The sequence below is a fragment of the Streptomyces sp. NPDC048419 genome (assembly GCF_043200415.1).
Classification (GTDB): Bacteria; Actinomycetota; Actinomycetes; order Streptomycetales; family Streptomycetaceae; genus Streptomyces.
In genome coordinates this window covers 18537-36827 of the sequence record NZ_JBICXT010000044.1, presented here as the reverse complement: position 1 = coordinate 36827, position 18291 = coordinate 18537, and the positions used below count along the sequence as shown (strand labels likewise).

The following is an 18291-nucleotide window of genomic DNA, read 5'->3' as shown; positions in this document are numbered from 1 at the left end:
CGGTTCCAGCTTCGGGCCCCGACGGGGAACTGACGCACCAGCAGCAGAAGTCACACACCTACTAACGATCAACTACTGGCGCAGGACACTAGTGCTGATCGTCCAAACCTGCGCGGGCTGGCGACCCTGACCCGGGCGGGACGGCTGCCGCCGGAGGAGACCGAGCGGTGGAGCTGCTGGTTGAACCGGCTCGCCGTGGTGCGACGCAACCCGCGGGCACGCAGCCGGGGTCCTCCGGGTACGGCTGCCTGCCTGCGGCATCGCATCCGCTCACTCGCGGCCACACGGCTCACGAGCAGGTGCAGACCGCCACGAAGGAAGTCGCCCGAACCTCAGCTCCAGTCCCACCCTGCGGGGAAGACCGCGTCGGCCGGCCGGGCGGGGGTCACTCCCCGCCGCAGCCGAGGCGTGCGGAGACCAGTTGGCGTACCTGGGCTTGCTGTTCGTCAAGATAGAAGTGCCCGCCGGGCAACACGCGCAGCTCGAAGCCGCCGTGCGTGTGTCCTGCCCACGCCTGCGCCTCCTCGAGCGTGGTCCAGCGGTCGTCGTCTCCGATGATCGTCAGGACGGGCGCGCGCAGCGCGGTGCCCGGTGGGCAGCGGTACGTCTCGATCGCCCGCAGATCGCTTCGTACGGTCGGAAGGATCATGGCCCTCGCCCTGGGGTCTTCCATCAGACGGCCGTTGGTGGCGCTCAGCTCGGCAATGTGCGTGGTCAGATCGGCGTCGGCCAGCTGGTGGACCAGCTCGGCGCGGTGCCGGGAGGGGGCCCGACGAGCCGATGCAACCAGCAGCTCGGGGCCGGCGCCGCCGTCGGCCTCCAGTTGACGGGCAACCTCGAATGCCAGGGTGGCGCCCATGCTGTGTCCGAACAGCGCGTACCGGCTGTCGCCGACCGTTGCCCGCAACGGCCCCAGCACGTGCTGGGCCAGCTCCGGGAGGTCCTCGATAGGCGGTTCCGCAAGCCGGTCCTGCCGGCCCGGGTACTGGACGGCGAGTACCTCCACATCGGGGTGGAACGCCGCTGCCCAGGGATGGAAGACCACAGCCGAGCCCCCGGCGTGCGGGAAACAGACCAGCCGCACCGAGGCGTTCGGGCGGGGCCGGTAGCGGCGGATCCAGTCGGCGGGACCGCGGTCGCGATGCATGGCGGAACATCCTCCTGCGTGAGGGTGGTGCGCGATGGGATACGGAAACCGCAGCGCGGGCTGGTGGCGGACGCGGCGCCCACGCTAGCGCCTGGGAGCAGCTACCACTCCCGCAATTCACTGCGTCAGCTGTGTGGCCAGGTTTCGATCCTGAGCGGCGCTGACTACCGCTGACATCAGCGAATCACAGTGCGCAGGCCGATGAGGCGTTCATGAACTGCGGCGCGAAGTGGGATACACCGTCGCCGCCGCCTCGGCTCCCGGTTCGAGCAGGCGCTGCCGCAGCAGACGCAGTCCGCGCTCGCCTGCGTCGCCCAGGCGCTCGTGCTGCCCGGCACAGTCGGCTCCCTCGTCGGCGCACTGCGCGAACACTGCCGGACCGTCAGCCGAGCCCTGAGAACGCTTCAGTGGTGAGCTCCTGGAGCTCCGCGAGCGGTACGTCGCGAAGGTGTTGCGCCAGGCCCCAGCGATGACCGAACGGGTCGAGCAGCTGCCCCTCCCGCTCACCCCAGAAGGTGTCGTTCACCGGGCGGATGACGGTGGCGCCGGCATGGACGGCCCGCTCCCAGGCGGCGTCGACATCGTCGACATGCAGGTAGACGGCACCGTAGGTGCCGCCGAAGTGCTGTGGTCCGTAGGACTCCAGCTCAGAGAACTCGTCGGCCAGGATCAGGGTGAGTGTCCCGATGCGGATCTGGACGTGGATCAGCCGGCCGCCGGGCACCACCAGCCTGGTGAGTTCCTCGGCTCCGAACGCCTTCTGATACCAGCCGGGGGCCTCGTCCGCACCGCGAGCGGCGAGGTGCAAGGTGTGGGCGGTGAACGCCATGGTGGTCCCTCTCTGAGATCTGGATCAGGCCGGTTCAGATACCGCACCGGCGAGACGCGCCACCGGTCTGCCCCGTCGACTTGGTCGGCGCATCCGACGACCGCACCGCGGTAGGCGGACGCCTCGCGAGCAACACCCCTGAGCCGTGAGCCTGTTGAGGGTTCACTCGCCCTGGTGATGCGGGCGTAGGTCTCGGCTCGTCTGTATACCGGACCTGCCGCCCGTCGGCTGGACCGCTACGCGGCCTGGTATCCGGCGTCGAGTTGGGTACGCAGTCATTCCCGGTCGGTTGCGTTCTCCCTTTTGCCGACGACGAGGGTGGCCACGCAGTTTCCGGCGATGTTGTCTGAAGACGAAGGCGGCCGAGAGGATGCTGTGCACGCCGAGGACCAGGGCAATGCCGCTGACGGGGATCGTAACTGCGCCCGGACGCCCGCAGGAGTCACTACCTCAGTTGCTGTCCATCATCGACGCTGTCACGGCCGGCGACCCCCACGCCGCCGACGCCGCCGACGCCGCCGACGCCGCCACCGAGGCACAACTTCCCAGCGTGATCGACCAACTCCGCATGACCGAAAAACTGCCGCTGGCCTGAGAAGCTGCTGGCTTCCCAAACTGACGCCTATGGCAAGCCAGTTGTGAAAGCGAGGATGGCTGCGATCAGCACTCGCCGAGCCCCCAATCCTGGCGACGGAGTGGAAAGCCGCCGATCCGGACCGATTTGCTGTCTGGCCCGGAGACGCGGCACTCATCTGCCCTCCCACCGCCCGCCCTACGCGTCAGCGTGCCGCCGCGTGGCTTTCGTCCGTTCGCGTGCGGCCGCTCGTCGAAGGTCGCTCCTACTCGGTGGGATCAGCTCAGTGAAAGGCTGATCAGCCGGGCGTCGTTGCTCACTCTCGCGTCGGTGGCCAAGGCCACGTAACGCGCGGTGGTGTCCGTGGCGAGCTGCCGGGTGCGGCCGTGGCCGGTGAGTCGGCCGGCCGGTGTGTAGGTGAGGCCGTCGCTGCTGAACTCCGCCCGGAGCACGGGTACTCGGCCCCCGGTCCATGCGGTGCGGATGGTGCGGACGCGGAGCTGGGAGCCCAGGTCGACGACCATGCGGCCGCCCGGTCCGGGCGTCCATGCCGTGTCGGGATCGCCGTCGACGGCGGCCGAGGGGGCCGACATGCCGGGCGGCAGTGGGTTGGTCGGGAAGACCGTGCGTCCAAGGGCCAGGTCGTTGAGCGGGTAGGCGGTGACCTGGCGCAGGGTGACGGTCGTGGTCCGGCCCGCGCGGACCACCGCCACCTCGCTCCGGCCCTGCCCGCTCACCTGGATGCGGCAGGACGGACCGGTGAGCCGGAGCGTCGCGGCGTCGGTGACCTCGGCCTGCAGCCCCGCGGGCAGCCGGCCGCCGGACAGCGCGCTCAAGGTCAGCCGGGGTGGCAGCAACGTGGCGGTGGCTGCGTCGAGTTCGGCCTCGTAGCTGCTGCCGTGGGCGGTCAGGGTCTGCCGGCCTTCGAACACGATCATCCGTCTGGCGGACTGGGGGATGTCGACGCGTGTCGTGACCTGCCGGTCGGACAGGTTGAACAGGCTGAGGTGGCCGTCGGTAAGGGCCGCACGTACGGTGTCGTCCTGTGCCAACGGGACGTCGTGTCGGGCGAGTTGGCGCAGGCTGTCGGCGGAGGTGCTGGGGAATCCTTCGACCAGCAGGGGTGCGGCCGGGCCGTCGGCCAGGACGATGGTGTCGCCGTACACGGCGAGCGGCTGTTTCGAGCCCCGCACGATCAGGCCCGCGCGCCCGTCGACGTCGAGCCAGCCGCCCTGGCTGCGGACGTCGGGCACGGGCCAGGAGGTGAGGTCGGTCCACTGCCGGCCGTCCGTCGAGCCCTGCACCGTGTAGGCCCGTCCGGCGGCGGCCTCCCAGCGCAGAGTCACCCGGTCCACGGCATGTACGGCCGTCAGATCGACGGCGAGCCAGCTGTCCGCGCGGGAGCGGTCGGTGCGGGAGACCGCCCACCGGCTGGTGGCGTTGCCGTCCACCGCGAGGGCCGGCTCCTTGCCCGGGTCGTAGGAGGAGGCGGTGGCCGTGCCGCCCTGCGCGAGGTCGCTGCCGCCTGCCCCGTCGCGTGCTTCGAAGGCGTAGAGCGAATAGCCGTACGTGGGATCGGGCCGGACACCGAGCATGCGCAGATGCCGCACCTCGGTCCGCGCGAAGGTCACCTCGTCCACGCGTGACGTGGTGGCCGGGGGGCGGGCGTCCTGGGCGACGACGGAGGCGCTGCCCTCCTCGAAGCGGTAGGTGCGGGACCCTGTGAGGCCTGCCAGGCCCGGCATGGTGAGGTTGTAGACCTCCAGATGGCCCTCGCCGGCGCTGAAGCCCGTGGTCGCGTAGACCACCGCGCCCGTCGGCAGGGTGGTCAGGCCCGTATAGCCGATGTTCAGGTGCAGCAGGGTGGCGCTGCCGTCGAACCCGTCGCGGAGCCTGCTGTAGGTGCGTGCCTGACGACTGGTCACTTGGGCGGCGGAGCTGGGAAGGAACATGGGGGTGGCGCCGCTGAGCTTGAACAGCCAGTCGTCATGGGCGGGTTGCCAGGCGAACTTCACGAAGCCCGGCTTGGTGACGGCGCCCGCCCAGGCGGCGGCCGACTGGTGCGACACCAGGCCGGGGCAGGTGCCGAAGTCGCTGACGCCCGAGGCCTGTTGGAACAGTTCATCCTCGGACAGGGGGCGGACGGTGTGGCCCTGGCCGGCGGCCCACAGATGCAGCAGGTAGCTGATGGCCAGTTCGGCGCGGGCCTCCGGTTCGTACTTCGGCTCGCCGGAGAACTTGGCCAGCCGGTACTCGGGCGGGTACATCTGGTAGGCCTCCAGCCGCTCGGCCAGAGCCGCTTCCGCCCGGGCGGCCGCACGGTCCTTGCCCACCTGCGCGAGGAAGGCGAGCGGGATGACGTCACGGCCGTAGAGGTGCTCGCGGTCGTTGACCATGGGCATCAGTGGTTCGCCTGCGTCGCTCATGACGCCGAGGAGGGTGCGCCACAGCGGATCGGCGTTCGGCTGATGGGTGAGCACCTGCGGCAACGGCCGTCCGGCCGTGATGAAGTGGGCGGCGTTGCGGCCCGAGGTGCGCCACAACTCCTCCTGGTAGTGCGGTCCGAAGGAGCCGTGGTTTTCGACGATGAACGTGTCGTACAGGTTGCGTGCGGAGTTGTCGGACACAGGGATGCCGTCGACGCGGGTCGGGTTCGCCCGGTCGGCCTGCGGCAGGCCGGTCTCGTTGCGCGACCAGGCTCCGAACGCCTTTTCCCAGTCGGCGTGCCGTGGATCGTTCGCGGCCCAGGCCAGGCCGGGGGCCAGGGACTGGGCGTAGACACCCATCTCCTCGAGCTTGGTGTCTCCCACGTAGCCGCCCAGGAGGCCGTGGGGGGTCCAGCTGCCGGAGTTCGGGTCGTCGCCCGTGCCCAAGTTCGTGGTGTAGGCGGCCTGTTCGCGGGTGATGGTGTCGATGTCGGCGCGGGTGGTCTCGTCGAGGTCGTCCCACAGCAGGCGGGCCGCCAGCACGAAGTACAGCTGGAAGGTCGTGTCGAAGAACAGGGTCCGGCCCCACTGGGTGCCCCCGGTAAGGCGGTTGGAGGCGGCGAAGTGCTGGATCGTGGCGATCGTCCGGGCTTTGAGCGTCTGTTCGTCGACTCCCGCACGATCGCTGTCGTAACTGCCGTGGGTGAGCAGGACGGCGTTGCCGAGCACCACGGCGAAACCGAAGTCCTTGTCCGTGTAGTAGCCGCGGCCCGCGTCCCACTGCGTTTCGGACCAGTGGGTGTGGTTCAGCAGGACGCGGTAGTAGGTCTCGGCCACGGCGTCCGGCGCCACGGGCGAACGCCCTTCGGCATGGGCGGTGTTGGGGCCAAGTGCGGTGGGAAGGGCCGCCAGGGCGACGGAAGGACTCAGGAGCTGGACGAAACGGCGGCGGTTGATCTGCGGGGCTCCGTGTGTCACTCTCGACGCCTTTCTGACCGGTTTCCGACCGGCCGAGACAACGTTGTCAGGGCGATGGCGGCAATTCTTCGTTCGCGTGTGCCGGCCCGTCAAGGGGTACGACACCGTTGATCGCGACACCGGCCGGTGCGTTGGAGCCCAACACCCGGCCGATCGTGGCGGCGGGTGTCCGTACCCGCCGGGACGGGCGGTACGGCTCACCGGCCGCCCCTTCCTCGATGCCTTCGGGAACGGCGGCCGGCTCGGACCAGCGTTCGCCGCCCTCCGGCTCACCCGATCATGATCCGACAGGCGGGAACGTGGCGAGTCGCCCAGAACTCGGGCGGCCGGTGCCGGGTCGACCAGCCACTTCAGGTGGCTGCTGGTGAGCGTAGACCGCGAGGATCCCGGGGTCGGCGGTGCGGAAGTTGAAGCGCAGCAGCCCGAGTTCGGCGGGGTTGCCGACCATCGCCGATGCCAGCCCGGTGGCGTCGACCGTCGCCATCTCGGGCTCGGCGTAGTAGGGGCTGACGTCGAGGTCGACGGGGCACCAGGCGGAGACGTAGACGAGGCGGTCGATGAGGTCGGGCCGATGGTTGGCCGCGACGGTGGCCGTCATGCCGCCGCGGCTGTGGGAGACGAGGACGACGGGCCCGTTCCGCTTGGCCCGCTCCAGGATCCCGATGAGGTGCGCGGCGTTGTCGGCGAGCGTGACGCCCTTGATGGCTCCGGGCGCGTTGGCGAGCTCTTCGAGGTCCTGCGGCACCTGATAGACGTGCGGGTACGTCGCGGCGAACCCGTGCCCGGGAAGGACGACGGCGACGGAGCGGTGCCCGAGCAGGCCGAGTTCGGCTTGGAGCGGCGCGAAGGAGAAGGAGTTCCCGAAGGCGCCGTGAACCAGTACGAACGTCGGCTGCATTTATCTGCTCAGTTTCTGGTTGTCGACGTCAACGGGTGTTCGTGGTCGCCTCGTCCGGCGTGGTGATCGCGTCCGGACCCGTGGAGCGGTGCGGCACCGCCAAGCCTTCCGTGGGCTTGGACCTCGCCAGCCACAGGCCGGTGAAGGCGGCGGCGGCCATGGTGACGGCGCCGGCGGCGACGAAGGCGCTGTTGAGGCCGGCCTCGAAGGAGGCACCGCCGGACTGCCGGGTGCGGACGACGGCTCCGAGTACCGCCACGCCGAGCACCGCGCCGATCTGCCGGGTCGTGCTGCTGATGCCAGAGGCGAGGCCGCCCTCTTGCGGGCGGACCGCCTGGATGGTGGCGCCCGTCAGCGGGGACATGGTCAAGGCGAAGCCGATGCCGACGACTGCCAGCCGCCACCACACGTTGCCGTAACCGGTGTCGGCGTGCACCAGGCCCAGCGCAAGGAGCCCCCCTCCGGCCAGGGTCAGACCGATGGTGACCACGATGCGGAAGCCGTAGCGGGCGGCGAGCCGGCCAGCGAACGGGCTGACGGTCACCATGCCGAGGGAGACGGGCAGGGTCTGCAGGCCGGCGCGCAGGATCGAGCTGCCCTGGACGTACACGAAGAACTGGGAGAAGAAGAACGACGAGCCCATCAGCGCGAACCCCACCACGATCATTGCGGTGTTGGACACGGTGAACAGCCGCTGACGGAACAGGCGCAGCGGCAGCATCGGTGCGGAGCGACGCGCTTCGACGGCGACGAAGGCGGCGAGAAGAATCGCCGCGGCGGCGAAGCTTCCCAGGATGACCGGTGCGGTCCAGCCGCGGGCGCCGCCCTCGATCAGTCCGTAGGTCAGTGCTCCCACCGCCACAACGGACAGCACGGTCCCCGGGATGTCGATCGCGGGGGCGTTCGGATTGCGGGACTCGTCGAGGTGGCGCAGGCCGACCAGCAGCAGGATCGCACCGATGGGCAGATTGACCAGGAAGATGGCGGGCCAGCCGAAGGCATCGGTCAGCACGCCGCCGGCCACGGGGCCTGCTGCCAGGCCGATTCCGCTGAATCCGGCCCACAGGCCGATCGCCTTGATGCGTTCCTGGGGTACGGGATAGGCGGCGGCGAGCAGGGCCAGCGATGCGGGGCTCAGCGCCGAGGCCCCGATGCCCTGCAGCGCCCGGCCGGCGATCAGCCATCCGACAGAGGGTGCGAGGCTGCAGAGCGCCGATGCGGCGGTGAACACCACCGCACCGGTCAGGTACACCCGCTTGCGGCCGAAGCGGTCGGCGAAGACACCGCCGGACAGCAGCAGCATGGCGACCAGCAGCACGTATGCATCAACGATCCACTGCAGACCGGTCAGTTGGGTGTGCAGCCGGTGCTGCATGTCGGGCAGCGCTGCTCCGACGATCGTGTTGTCGAGCAGCACCATGAATTGGCCGAGGCAGGTGACCGCGAGCAGCACGGCCCGGTTCGGTCGACTGCCTACGGCCGCAGGCGATCGAGCCATGGAGATTCCCCTCGATCGGTGGTTGCGCCTCTCCACGGCCGACATGGTCGGCCCCCAGGCGCCCTAAAGCAGCCGTTGACTGCGTTAGGCGACTGTAAGGGCGTCGCCTCATAAACGCAAGTGTCGGCTGCGTTAAGGTGGGGGCATGAACGAGCGACAGCAAGCCCGGCGACCCGGCGGGCGCGGCGCCCGCGTCCGCGCGGCGGTGCACCAGGCCGTCACCGACCTGGTGAGTGAACGCGGCTACGGCAAGTTCACCGTCGGCGAGGTCGCAGCCCGCGCGGGCGTGGCCGACAGCAGCATCTACCGCCGGTGGGGCAGCCTGGAAAACCTGCTCACCGACGTGGCGCTCACCCGCCTCAACGCACTGTCGCCGATGCCCGACACCGGGAGTCTGGAAGGCGACCTGCGCGCTTACGCGGCCCAAGTGGCCCGCGTGATCACCGGACCCGACGGCCTGGCGGTGCTACGTCTGGCCGTCACCCTGTCGAGCAACGGCCAGCAGGGCCTGCAGGCACGTGACGCCTTCCTCGCCGAACGCAACGAGAAACTGCAGTCCATGCTCGATCGCGCCAGTGAACGCGGCGAGGACGCACCCGACGCGCTCGGCGTGCTGGACCACGTGATGGCCCCGATGTACGTCCGAGTCCTGCTCGGCATCGGCCCGCTCACCCCGGACTACGTCGACGGACTGGTCGACCGATTGCTGTGACCTCGGCCCGGTCCCCGGGATCACCCCTCGGACGCGGTGCCAGGACTCCGTGAGGTGCGGGTGCCCCGGAAGCCGGAGACGTTCACCGTGCACGCCTACGACGGCGGCCAGCACCTGCGGCACCATCAGCTGCCCGGCCTACCGCTGCCCCGGCCCTGACGGGGCCCGTACTCTCCAGGAGCCCAGGGCGGGAGAGCGCTGGCCCCCACCCGGGGCGCCTGGCAATTCGGCTGTGCTTCCAACAGCGACGAGGCGGGCCTGCTGAGGAACAAGGCCGGCGCCCTGGGCCGCGGACGGCGGCTGAATGTGGGCGGCCGCCTCCACCTCGCTCAGCCCGTCCCCCAGGAACCGGACCCCGAGCCGGCCGCGACCTGACGCCGGCAACACCATTCGGCCCCCTCGCCACGTCCTCGCAAGGGGGCGACCTTTGATCTGAAAGCTACCGGCGGGTTACTTGTCACCTGGTTCGCCGCTCGTGAAAGGCACCCCGCAGGTCCAGGCCTCATACGCCGCTGCGGTCGAGCAGACCGCGGGCCAGGGCGGTGGCCAGGTGCAGGACGTACTTGCCGTCGCGGCGGCTGATGATCAGGCCTCCGTCACGCAGCACGCCGATCTGGTAGCTGACGCTGGGCGGGGCGATGCCGAGCGACTGGGCGACCTCGGTCGTGGTACGGCCGCTGTGCCGGGCCACGTCCATCAGCACCGCGCTTCGTGTACGTCCCAGCAGCCGTTCGAGCCGTTCGTCGCGCGCGCGGACGAGGTCGAGCGGAGATTTCGCCACCGGATAGACCAGCACGGGGTCGAGACCCGGGTCCGCGAGCGAGGTCGGCCTGCGCCAGCAGAAGTACGACGGCACGAGCAGCAGCCCGCGCCCTTCCAGATGGAGATCGCGTTCGCACGGGTAGTCCACCTCCAGCACCGGTGCGTTCCAGCGGGCCCATGGGCGTAATCCACCCAGGAGGGCGCCTGTGCCCCGTTCGAGGAGATCGTGCGAGCGCAGCGCGACATCGTTTCCCACCGCCGATCGCACATGGGCCCAATAAGGTGCGAGCAGGGCACGGAAGGACGATTCGAGAGCTGTGACCAGGGAGGCGGCGAAGGCTCCCGCCGATCCTCCCGGATGCGTGACCCAGCCGGGCACCGGACGGATCTCCGCGAACTGCCGTAGATCCCTCAGCAGCCGTTCGCGTGGCGTGGCCTGCACCCGGTCCAGGGCCGGAGACAGGCCCTGACCCAAGACAGGGGGCGTGAGAAAGTCCGGAATGTAGCCGGTCGTGGGGACGAGCGCCTGCGTGAACCGCACGGCGAAGCCGGTCCGTTCCTCGCTGAGAAGTCTTTCGGAGACCGATCTTCGCCAACGGCCGAAGACGAGTGGTCCTTGGCCGGAGCTCAATCGGCAGACGGCGCAGACGAGTTCCCACAAGGGGTCGGGTTGCTGGGCGATGCGGATGTTTTCCATGTCGCGCGCGGTGAAGTGGATACGAAGCATCGAGTCGGTCACTCACAATGCGGTGGGGGGTTTGCCACGCCCGGTGCTGGGCCGCTGAGGTAGACGAGCGACTGCCGCACAAGGTTGCCGACACGGAAATGCCGCGACGCAAATGCGCCGCGGCCATGGCTCCTGGTGTCCGCTTCCGTCAGCCGGGTCCTAGAACGGTGCGCAGAGGCCCGGATTGGCGTCACAGGAGCGGAGGTTCGGGTCCCAGCTGGTGTTCGAGCTGGAGAAGTACACCTCGGGCACCCAGCCCCAATTGCCGTTGTCCGCCTCGGTGAAGGCCCAGGCGTTGTTGCAGTAGCTGCCGGAGCAGAACTGCGAGCTCAGCGTGTCGCCGCGGAACCAGTTGATGTTGGCGCTGTTGACGGTGCCCACGAGGGTGCTGGATCCGGGTGCGGAGCGCACCCCGATGCTGCCGCCCCACAGACGGCAGTAGTTCACGTCGCCCGCGCCGTGATGGGCTCCGGCCGAGATGTAGGAGTAGGTGACGTTGCAGGCGGTGTCGTACTGCGCCCCTGACGGGGCGGCGGAGGCCGGGGCGGCGGTGACGCCCAGAGCCGTGGCGACGGCCGCCGCCATGACGGCGAACGCTGCGGCCGACGACTTCGCGATGTTCCTCACTGCTGACTCCTCATGGTCATGGTCGGTCCCGCGGTCGGCGGCGCGCCGCGGGTGTTACGGGTTGACGTCATCAGCCGCGCAGAGCGAGCGTTCCCGGTCCCTGGCCGAGCGTCAGGTTGCGGCGTCCTATCCGGTCGGCGAGCCGTGCGAGGCGGTCGTCGGACGGAGGGACGTCGATCTGGAAGTGCGCCTCATAGGGGGTGTCGAAGGTGCCGCCCCAGCGCACGACGCCCGCGCAGTCGGCGACGATGTCGGCGATGGCGGCGCTCTGTGCGGGGAAGAGCGAGCCGGTCGCGCCCGGCGGGTGGGCGCCCGGGCGGATGGCGACGGCGGTGCCGGAGGCGTAGTTGGTCCGGTAACCGGTCAGGCCCTGTGGTGCCTTGAAGCCCTGGACGTCGTCCGGTTCGAGTGCCGCGATCTCGTAGTGGTACCGGCTGATCACATGGACGAGCACCGTGGAGACGGCACCGAGCCGCAGTGCGACGCCCGCGCCGGTGCCGGGTACGGCTCTGGTCCATATGGCGCCTCCGATGTCGGCGCCCTTCTCCATGGGCCAGCCGTTCGCACTGTTCCTGCCTGTGCGCGGATGGTCTCCAGCGGGCCGGCTGTCTGGGAGCGCCGGCGTCGACGGGCCGGGCGGGTCCGCCGCCGCCGCGGCGGCGGTGGCGAGGGCGGGCACTGTCACGGCGGCGCAGGCGAGTCCGGTCGCCGTGCGCAGCAGCACGCGCCGGGTCGGGGCAGGGCTGGGTAGGGACATGGCGTGGCTCCGGAGGCGAGGGCGGAGTGGGGCGAGGGCGGGACTGGGGCGAGGTGAGTCGCGGAGGGCGCGGTCAGTCGCGGAAGAGGCTGTTGTACTTCTCGAAGACGGCGTAGAGGCCGATCATCGCGTTCCCGTAGCGCACGGCGCCGTCGCCGGTCCCGTTGTAGCGGCCCATGATCTGTCGGCTGTCGTCGTCGCTGCTGGTGACGGAGGGGCGTGCGACGCCGACGAGAGCGGCTCCCTGAACGAGGACGGCCGGGATGGTGCTGACGTTGTAGACGTCGTCGTCGTGGAGGCTGTGCCACATGGTGGAGAGGTCGTCGGCGTTGTCGGCGTTCATGATGCGGCCGGTGATGATGCCCGCCTCTATGCAGTAGTTGCGGGCTCCGATGCCGGTGTGCGCCCTGATCTGGCCGAGGCCGGTGCTGCTCTCGTCGCTGAGGCCGGCCTCCACGGCGTCGTCGGCGGCCTTGTCGGCGATGTTGTAGGCCCTGATCTCCCACAGCAGCGGGCACTGGATGAGGGCCTTGCGCATGCCGTAGGTGCGGGAGAGGGAGGTGATCAGCCAGTCGAGGTCCATCACGGCCTGGAACGACTGGGTGGTGGTGCGGGTGCTGTAGGCCATGGTCCCGTCGCCGCCCTGCTCGGGCACTCCCATGGAGTTGACGAGGTAGTTCTGCACGTCGGTGAGGAGTACGTCCCGGAAGAACGTGTCGAACCGGCCGTCCAGGTGGCTGTCGTCGTCCTCCTCCAGGAAGCTGTTCTGCCCCTCGTCGCGGCCGGAGGCGATGTCGTTGTCGATGGAGATCGCGCCGTCCCCGCTGCCCACGGAGATCGTGGCGATCTGGTCGAACGACCAGTCGGTGGGATGGGGGTAGCCGAGGTTTCCCGAGAAGCCCGTCGACATGTCGGACAGGAAGCTGGCCGAGGTCAGTCCCTCCGCCCCGACCCTGCTGCACACGTTGCGCGGTGCGTAGATGCCGATGCGGTACTCGGGGCCGTACTCGTCGATGGTGGCCTTGATGCCTCGGAAGTGGGGCAGGACGCTGTCGGTCACCTCGTAGTCGAGGGCGTCGAAGTCGACGGCGAAGTAGATGCGGGTGCCGTCCTTGAAGCCGTAGTGGCGGGCGCGTTCGATCGCGGCGTGGGCGTCGGCGATGCCCTGTTCACGACGGAAGTACGCCGCCTCGCCGCCGTAGGTCTGGTAGATCGGGAAGACGTTGAGGCCGTGGGCGGCGATGACCTTCAACTCCCCGGGTTGCAGTTGTTTGTTGAGGGTGCTGCCCGGGACGTTGGACAGGTAGCGGCCGACGTAGCGGTAGCCGGCCGTGTACAGGGCCGTGGCGCGGGCGGCGGTGAGTTCGGTGACGGTGTCGCAGGCGGTGCCGGCGCGTGTGTTGTCACCCGTGGACACCAGCAGGGAGGCCCAGGTGGGGAAGTCGCCCTGGCCGTTCACTGTGAGCCGTACGAAGCTCTGGAAGTCCCGCACCCTGGAGGCGAGGCCGGCGTCGATGGCGGTGGTGAAGGAGACCCCGGGCCGCCGGTTGAAGAGCATGGCCGCGCTGAACAGCGCCACCCAGGTGCCGGTGGCGCCCTGGGCCACGGTGTGCTCGCGCAGTCCTTGCTTCGTGGCGGGGCCGAGCGCGCCCGTCGCGACGTCGTCACTCATGCCGATCTCGTACTGGATGGCGTAGATGAGCGCCTTCTGCACGTCCCTGGAGAAGTTGCCGTCGCAGGGGATCACGAAGAAGTCCCGGCGGCCGACGTAGCGGCTGTTGAGCCATTGCTCGACGCTGCGTATGGCGTCCGTGCCGCCTTCGACCAGGACGTACGCGTCCATGGTCAGCAGTGCCTTGAACACCTTGGGGGCCAGGCCGTCTCCCGGGTAGGCGGCGTCGACGCCCATGTTCCGCTTGAGGCTGGTGACGGATGCCGAGACGCGTTCCGTGTAGTCGCCGTTGATCTGGTCGCCGTCGTATCCCTTGCAGTACAGGGCGGACTGCACGATCCGGTAGATGTTGCCGTTGCGGGTGTTGGCGTCGATCACCGGAAAGCGGGACTGCAGTGCTGCCAGCGTGGCCGGCCCGAAGCTGTCGGCCAGGGTGGTCATGCCCAGCTCATGCTGGAGCGCACGGGTGAGCGCGAACATGACCGTCCAGCTGGTCTTGCCGTTGACCTCCACCTTCGGGATGCCGTCGACGTCGTAGCTGTTGATGAATCTTTGGGCCTGCTCCACCATCTCGTCGGCCACAGCCGGCTCTCCCCCTGCACCGGGCTCGGACGGCTGACCGGTGCGCCGACAGCCTCCGCGACGGGCGGCGGGCTCGCAATCAATTCGAACAGGGTCTAACCGTGGGCCTGTTGGCCTTGCGTACGGCTCCGCCACGCACCGCGTGCGCGGGACATCGCGAGTTCCCCATCGTCCTGCTCACTCCGCAGGACGTCGGTCCCGCACTTGTTCGGTCTCGAACTCCGGTGGTGCCTGCAGGTCGTGGGCGCGGAACAGGACGGCGTGCTCGACGCCCATCGCCTTGCCGCTCATCGCGGTGGATGCGGGATGAAGTCCGCGGGGGCGGGGTGGTCCGGGAGCGCGGCCAGGTATGCGGCGTGCTCCTCGAGCGAGGCGACGCCCGCGGCGCAGCGGCTCACCCGTGACCTCGACGCCGTGGGTCGCGCCGGAGCCGTCGAGCCCGGGAACGATGAGCCGGCGCACGGAGTGCAGTGCAAGGCCCTCGTCGTCGATCTGTTCCTGGAAGACCCACCGGTTGACCGCGTCGCGCACCGCGTCGAGTGTGGCGAGCCCGGCCGCGCGGTGGTCGGCCTGGTCGAAGCCATAGGGTGTCTCGATCTCGTAGCCCGTGCCGAGTACGACGTCGGGCTCCATCCTTCCGCGTTCGGGGTCCGCCGTCCGCGGTTTGGAGGTGCCGACCGGCCGGCGTTTCGCAGCGCTGCAGGTGGTGGGCCGCTGATCATGCTGCTTGTGATGGGCGTGGTCGTGTCCAACCCCGTGCGGAGATCAGGTCAGTTGGCCCGCCCTCTGTCCTCCAGATACCGCGTGTGCGATTCCTGCCGCCGTGCCTCCGTCTCACGCAGTGCCACGGCCAGCCGTTCCGCCTCCTCCTGGAGCAGGGTCAGCTGTCGTTGCAGGTGGCGTTCCGGCGGTTCGGAGCCCGGGGCCATCCGGGTCCACCAGCGGGTGCGTACGAAGCTGTCGACGGCCTCGGGGATGTCCTGCCGTACGGCCCGCGAAAGCGTGTGTACGCCCTCCGGGTCCTGGGCGAGGACCTCGGCAACCCAGCCTGCGGCCAGCAACGCGGCCAGCAGATCCGTCAGTTCGGTGAGGCGGCCCGCGGAGGCCGGCGGCAGGTCGACCTCTGCCAGGTAGTCGCCCAGTTGTGCGAAGTCGCCGCGCAGTTCTTCCAGTTGGGCCGAGGGGTCCGGGAAGTTCGGCAGTGGGGGCCTTTCCGGCGGGGCGATCAGCGCGCCCGCGCCGTAGAGTCCGGCCACGACGACGGGCCAGTACGGCCCGGCCACCCCCGTGAAGGTGAGCGCGAGCCCGACGAGCCCGCACGCGCTGCCCGCGATGTTCTTGCGGGACTCGAGGTATCTACTGATAGCCACGGATCTCCTCGAAGGCGCCGTCCAGCGAGCCCTGTTGGGCGTCGAAGAGGCGGCCGCCGGTCAGTTCGGCGATGTGCGTCAGCTCCCGCCGGTCGGAGTCGCCGAAGAGGATCGGGAAGACGGGGATCTCCCGTTGATCACTGCCGAGCGAGCGGTAGAAGGTGTCGAACTCGCCGGCCTTCGCGCCGGTGGTGTTCTCACCGTCGGTCATCAGCACGATCGACGTGAACGTGTCGTGGTCGGCGGCGAGTTGCTCGTAGGCCTTCTGCAGCGAGGTGTAGATCGCGGTGTCGCCGTCGGCGGAGAGACCCTTGGTGTCGGCGCGGATGGCGTCGAGCCCGGACTTCGGGTCCGCCGGTTCGACCACATGCGTCCGTACGCTCTTCACGTGCGACCCGAACGGCATGAGTGTCACCTCCTCGCGGTCGCGGAAGTCACCGGTGAGGCGGGTCAGTGCCTTCTTCAGCCGGTCGAGGCGGTCGCCCCGCATCGAGCCCGAGGTGTCGAGGACGTAGACCGTCCGGGAGGGGCGGCGCAGTTTGTTCTCGTACGAGTCGAGCAGGCCGTCGGCGACGGAAAGGCTGCCGGGGAAGGGGAGTTCGCGGCGGCGGGTGGTCTCGAGGCCTGCTGCGGGCGGCACCGACGGGATCACCGGGCGGCGGTGGGTGCGGGTGGTGATCTCCTTCTGGATCTTCGGTGTGCGCAGGGCCTCGGTCAGGCGGCGGACGTCCTCGCGGGTCGCGGCGGGTGTGCCGTCGAGAGAGGACAGCGGATAGTCGGCGGTGACCACGCCGTCCTTGGGGCGGATCACGGTCAGGCCCGGGATGCCCTTGAGGACGGACTCGTAGTTGAGGAGCGCGTCTACGTTCCCGCGCCGCTTGTACGCCGTCGCGAGCCAACCCGACGAACCCGACGTCAGCTGCTGCCCCTTGAAGAACTCCTTCAGCCGGGGCGTGGCCTTCGCCACGTCCGCGTCGGTGAGCGCGGACTGGGCGCCGGACAGGGCGGAGGCAACCGAAACGAGCGTGGAGAAACCGGAGTTGGAGCGAGCCGGGTCGGTCATGCCATACGTCAGTTTCCCGTCCTGTACGGCCTTCTCGACCTGGGACCAGGTGACGTCGTCCGGATTCCAGCCGAGGGTCCGCACGGTGGCCGTCCTGATCCCAACGGCGACCGGGCTGGACATGACCGGTGTCTCGGAGACGATCTTCTGCGCGGCGGTGGGGCGCAGCCGGAGATAGTCGTCCGAGGAGAGCCACACGGCGTCGTAGGCCCCGCCGGCCTTGCCCGCCGCCAGCAGGTTCACGGCGTCGAGGGTGCCCATGTAGGTGGGCCGGACGGTGATGCCGGTGTCCTTGCGGACCTGATCGAGCACCGGTGCCATGTCGGCGAGCTCGCTGGAGGCGAGGACGCGGAGGGTGCCGGGTTCGGGGGTGGTGGCGGGGTCGGCCTTCTTGGCCGCGCTGCAGGCGGTCAGCAGGGCGGCCGCGGCGGCGATGACAGCCAGTACGCGTCTCACGCGGGCCCCCCTTCCAGCGCGCCCCGGGACCGGCTGCGGTCCAAGTACGCGCCGGCGCTCTGCAGTTCGGCCGTCAGGTTCTCCACGGTGGTCGCCATCACCTCGGTCGCCTGGACCTTGTACGTGTCGATCGCGTCGAGGGTGCGGTAGATCTGCTGGAACGCGGACCGCAGGGTCTCGGCGCCCACGGCCGGATCGGCGGCGATCCGCTGTATCTCGCCGCTTTGGGTGGCGAGCATCTCGGCATTGCCCCTGATGAGGTCCTCGGTCGTGCCACGCAGGGCGTTGACCTGCTCCACGACCTTCTTCTGGTTGTCGAGCGCGGAGGCCAGCATCACGGATATCCGCAGCGCGGACACGGTCGTGGTCGCCGCCCGGTCCACGCCCTTGATCAGCTCGTCGTTGTTGCGTCGTACGACGTCCATGGCGAGGTAGCCCTGGGCGCACACGGCGAGCTGGGTGAGCAGGTCCTGGTGCTTCTGCCGGACGGGGAAGAGCACGTCGGCGCGGAGCGAGTCGGCCGCCTGAAGGTCCGCGGTGCCGGCGATGTGCTGCTCGACCGCCGCATCCAGGGCCTCGGTCAGAACGACGTACTCCTGCAACTTGCCCATGGTCTCCCAAAGGCGCACCCGCTCGGTCTGCAACGCGGCGTTGTCGCGCCGCAGTTCGTCCTGACCACCGCGCAGCGAGCCCACGATCTTGTTCAACGTCCCCTGCGCGGAGGCGTACTTGGCGACGTGGTCGCGCAGCTTGTTCCCGCCGGGCAGCCGGGAGAGGAACTTGCGTCCCTTGCCGGCGGGCAGGTCCCGCGGGTCCAAGTCCTCGACGACCCGCCGCAGTTCGACGAGTGAGCCCGCGACCTGCGACTGGGCGTCCCCGTTCTTGCTGGGCAGACTGCGCACGGTCCGTTCCAGCATCCGGTTGGATTGCGCGGCCGCGGTGCGCATCTCACCGGCGCCGAGCGCGGTGACCTCCCCGACCTTGCCGGCAAACTCGGGCGAGCGGGCATCGAGGGCGGCGAGGGAGGCGACGTATGCGGAGGCCTTCTCCGCCATGTCCGTACGGACACTGTCGTCTACAGGCACGAGCCCGCCCGCCTTCTCGCGCGGCACGGCCGCGACGGCCTCGGGCGGGGTGAGCGTGAAGACGTCGTCCCCGCTCAGGGTGTTCTGATGACTGTTCTGGCTGGTGTTGAAACTGGTCATGCCGTCTC

15 protein-coding genes and 1 pseudogene are annotated in these 18291 nt (G+C 69.6%); 2 read left to right on the top strand and 14 right to left on the bottom strand.

What is annotated here, in order from left to right:
- Positions 1 to 385: 385 nt before the first annotated feature.
- The 3 genes from ACGFYN_RS44235 to ACGFYN_RS44225 form a co-directional block, all read right to left on the bottom strand.
- Positions 386 to 1147: a thioesterase II family protein gene (locus tag ACGFYN_RS44235; RefSeq protein WP_393871667.1), complete on the bottom strand. Its 762-nt coding sequence runs from the start codon at positions 1145 to 1147 to the stop codon at positions 386 to 388.
- A 210-nt stretch (positions 1148 to 1357) separates the two neighbouring features.
- Positions 1358 to 1519, bottom strand: coding sequence for a hypothetical protein (locus ACGFYN_RS44230; RefSeq protein ID WP_393871666.1), 162 nt, complete (start codon positions 1517 to 1519; stop codon positions 1358 to 1360).
- 10 nt (positions 1520 to 1529) lie between these two features.
- Complete coding sequence (locus ACGFYN_RS44225) at positions 1530 to 1976, bottom strand: VOC family protein (RefSeq protein ID WP_393871665.1); 447 nt, start codon at positions 1974 to 1976, stop codon at positions 1530 to 1532.
- A 454-nt stretch (positions 1977 to 2430) separates the two neighbouring features.
- Here ACGFYN_RS44225 and ACGFYN_RS44220 point away from each other — a divergent pair, with 454 nt between their 5' ends.
- A complete protein-coding gene (locus ACGFYN_RS44220) occupies positions 2431 to 2571 on the top strand; it encodes a hypothetical protein (protein WP_393871664.1) in 141 nt (46 codons plus the stop codon).
- 257 nt (positions 2572 to 2828) lie between these two features.
- Here the strand turns inward: ACGFYN_RS44220 and ACGFYN_RS44215 are convergent, their stop codons facing one another.
- The 3 genes and pseudogenes from ACGFYN_RS44215 to ACGFYN_RS44205 form a co-directional block, all read right to left on the bottom strand.
- On the bottom strand, positions 2829 to 5954 hold the full coding sequence (locus tag ACGFYN_RS44215) for a discoidin domain-containing protein (RefSeq protein WP_393871663.1): 3126 nt from the start codon (positions 5952 to 5954) through the stop codon (positions 2829 to 2831).
- A 370-nt stretch (positions 5955 to 6324) separates the two neighbouring features.
- Positions 6325 to 6852 (bottom strand): annotated as a pseudogene (locus ACGFYN_RS44210) (alpha/beta fold hydrolase); the annotation flags it as partial.
- Between the two features lie 28 nt (positions 6853 to 6880).
- Complete coding sequence (locus tag ACGFYN_RS44205) at positions 6881 to 8350, bottom strand: MFS transporter (protein ID WP_393871662.1); 1470 nt, start codon at positions 8348 to 8350, stop codon at positions 6881 to 6883.
- 145 nt (positions 8351 to 8495) lie between these two features.
- Between ACGFYN_RS44205 and ACGFYN_RS44200 the strand changes: the two genes are divergently transcribed.
- On the top strand, positions 8496 to 9062 hold the full coding sequence (locus ACGFYN_RS44200) for a TetR/AcrR family transcriptional regulator (protein WP_393871661.1): 567 nt from the start codon (positions 8496 to 8498) through the stop codon (positions 9060 to 9062).
- Positions 9063 to 9564: 502 nt separating this feature from the next.
- Here the strand turns inward: ACGFYN_RS44200 and ACGFYN_RS44195 are convergent.
- The 8 genes from ACGFYN_RS44195 to ACGFYN_RS44160 all read right to left on the bottom strand — a co-directional run bounded on the left by ACGFYN_RS44195 (position 9565) and on the right by ACGFYN_RS44160 (position 18283).
- Complete coding sequence (locus ACGFYN_RS44195) at positions 9565 to 10563, bottom strand: helix-turn-helix domain-containing protein (protein ID WP_393871660.1); 999 nt, start codon at positions 10561 to 10563, stop codon at positions 9565 to 9567.
- 147 nt (positions 10564 to 10710) lie between these two features.
- Positions 10711 to 11178 carry a hypothetical protein gene (locus ACGFYN_RS44190; protein WP_393871659.1) on the bottom strand — a complete coding sequence of 156 codons (468 nt, stop codon included), beginning with the start codon at positions 11176 to 11178 and terminating at the stop codon, positions 10711 to 10713.
- Positions 11179 to 11248: 70 nt separating this feature from the next.
- Entirely contained in the window at positions 11249 to 11935 is a 687-nt protein-coding gene (locus ACGFYN_RS44185) for a hypothetical protein (RefSeq protein WP_393871658.1), read from the bottom strand.
- 73 nt (positions 11936 to 12008) lie between these two features.
- Positions 12009 to 14189: a glycoside hydrolase domain-containing protein gene (locus ACGFYN_RS44180; RefSeq protein ID WP_393871657.1), complete on the bottom strand. Its 2181-nt coding sequence runs from the start codon at positions 14187 to 14189 to the stop codon at positions 12009 to 12011.
- Positions 14190 to 14366: 177 nt separating this feature from the next.
- A complete protein-coding gene (locus ACGFYN_RS44175; RefSeq protein ID WP_393871656.1) occupies positions 14367 to 14822 on the bottom strand; it encodes a hypothetical protein in 456 nt (151 codons plus the stop codon).
- 137 nt (positions 14823 to 14959) lie between these two features.
- A complete protein-coding gene (locus tag ACGFYN_RS44170) occupies positions 14960 to 15559 on the bottom strand; it encodes a hypothetical protein (RefSeq protein ID WP_393871655.1) in 600 nt (199 codons plus the stop codon).
- The gene (locus ACGFYN_RS44165) at positions 15546 to 17078 is read right to left on the bottom strand and encodes a substrate-binding domain-containing protein (protein WP_393871654.1); all 1533 of its coding nucleotides are present in this window, start codon (positions 17076 to 17078) and stop codon (positions 15546 to 15548) included. The genes ACGFYN_RS44170 and ACGFYN_RS44165 overlap by 14 nt, the downstream gene beginning before the upstream one ends.
- Entirely contained in the window at positions 17075 to 18283 is a 1209-nt protein-coding gene (locus ACGFYN_RS44160) for a toxic anion resistance protein (protein ID WP_393871653.1), read from the bottom strand. Before ACGFYN_RS44160 ends, ACGFYN_RS44165 begins: the two co-directional genes overlap by 4 nt.
- Between the last annotated feature and the right edge of the window lie 8 nt (positions 18284 to 18291).

Bases quoted from the DNA above. Each gene is read 5' to 3' on its own strand.
- ACGFYN_RS44225 (WP_393871665.1), bottom strand. From the start codon at position 1,976: ATGGCGTTCACCGCCCACACCTTGCACCTCGCCGCTCGCGGTGCGGAC.
- ACGFYN_RS44200 (WP_393871661.1), top strand. From the start codon at position 8,496: ATGAACGAGCGACAGCAAGCCCGGCGACCCGGCGGGCGCGGCGCCCGC.
- ACGFYN_RS44160 (WP_393871653.1), bottom strand. From the start codon at position 18,283: ATGACCAGTTTCAACACCAGCCAGAACAGTCATCAGAACACCCTGAGC.
- ACGFYN_RS44185 (WP_393871658.1), bottom strand. From the start codon at position 11,935: ATGTCCCTACCCAGCCCTGCCCCGACCCGGCGCGTGCTGCTGCGCACG.
- ACGFYN_RS44205 (WP_393871662.1), bottom strand. From the start codon at position 8,350: ATGGCTCGATCGCCTGCGGCCGTAGGCAGTCGACCGAACCGGGCCGTG.
- ACGFYN_RS44175 (WP_393871656.1), bottom strand. From the start codon at position 14,822: ATGGAGCCCGACGTCGTACTCGGCACGGGCTACGAGATCGAGACACCC.
- ACGFYN_RS44235 (WP_393871667.1), bottom strand. From the start codon at position 1,147: ATGCATCGCGACCGCGGTCCCGCCGACTGGATCCGCCGCTACCGGCCC.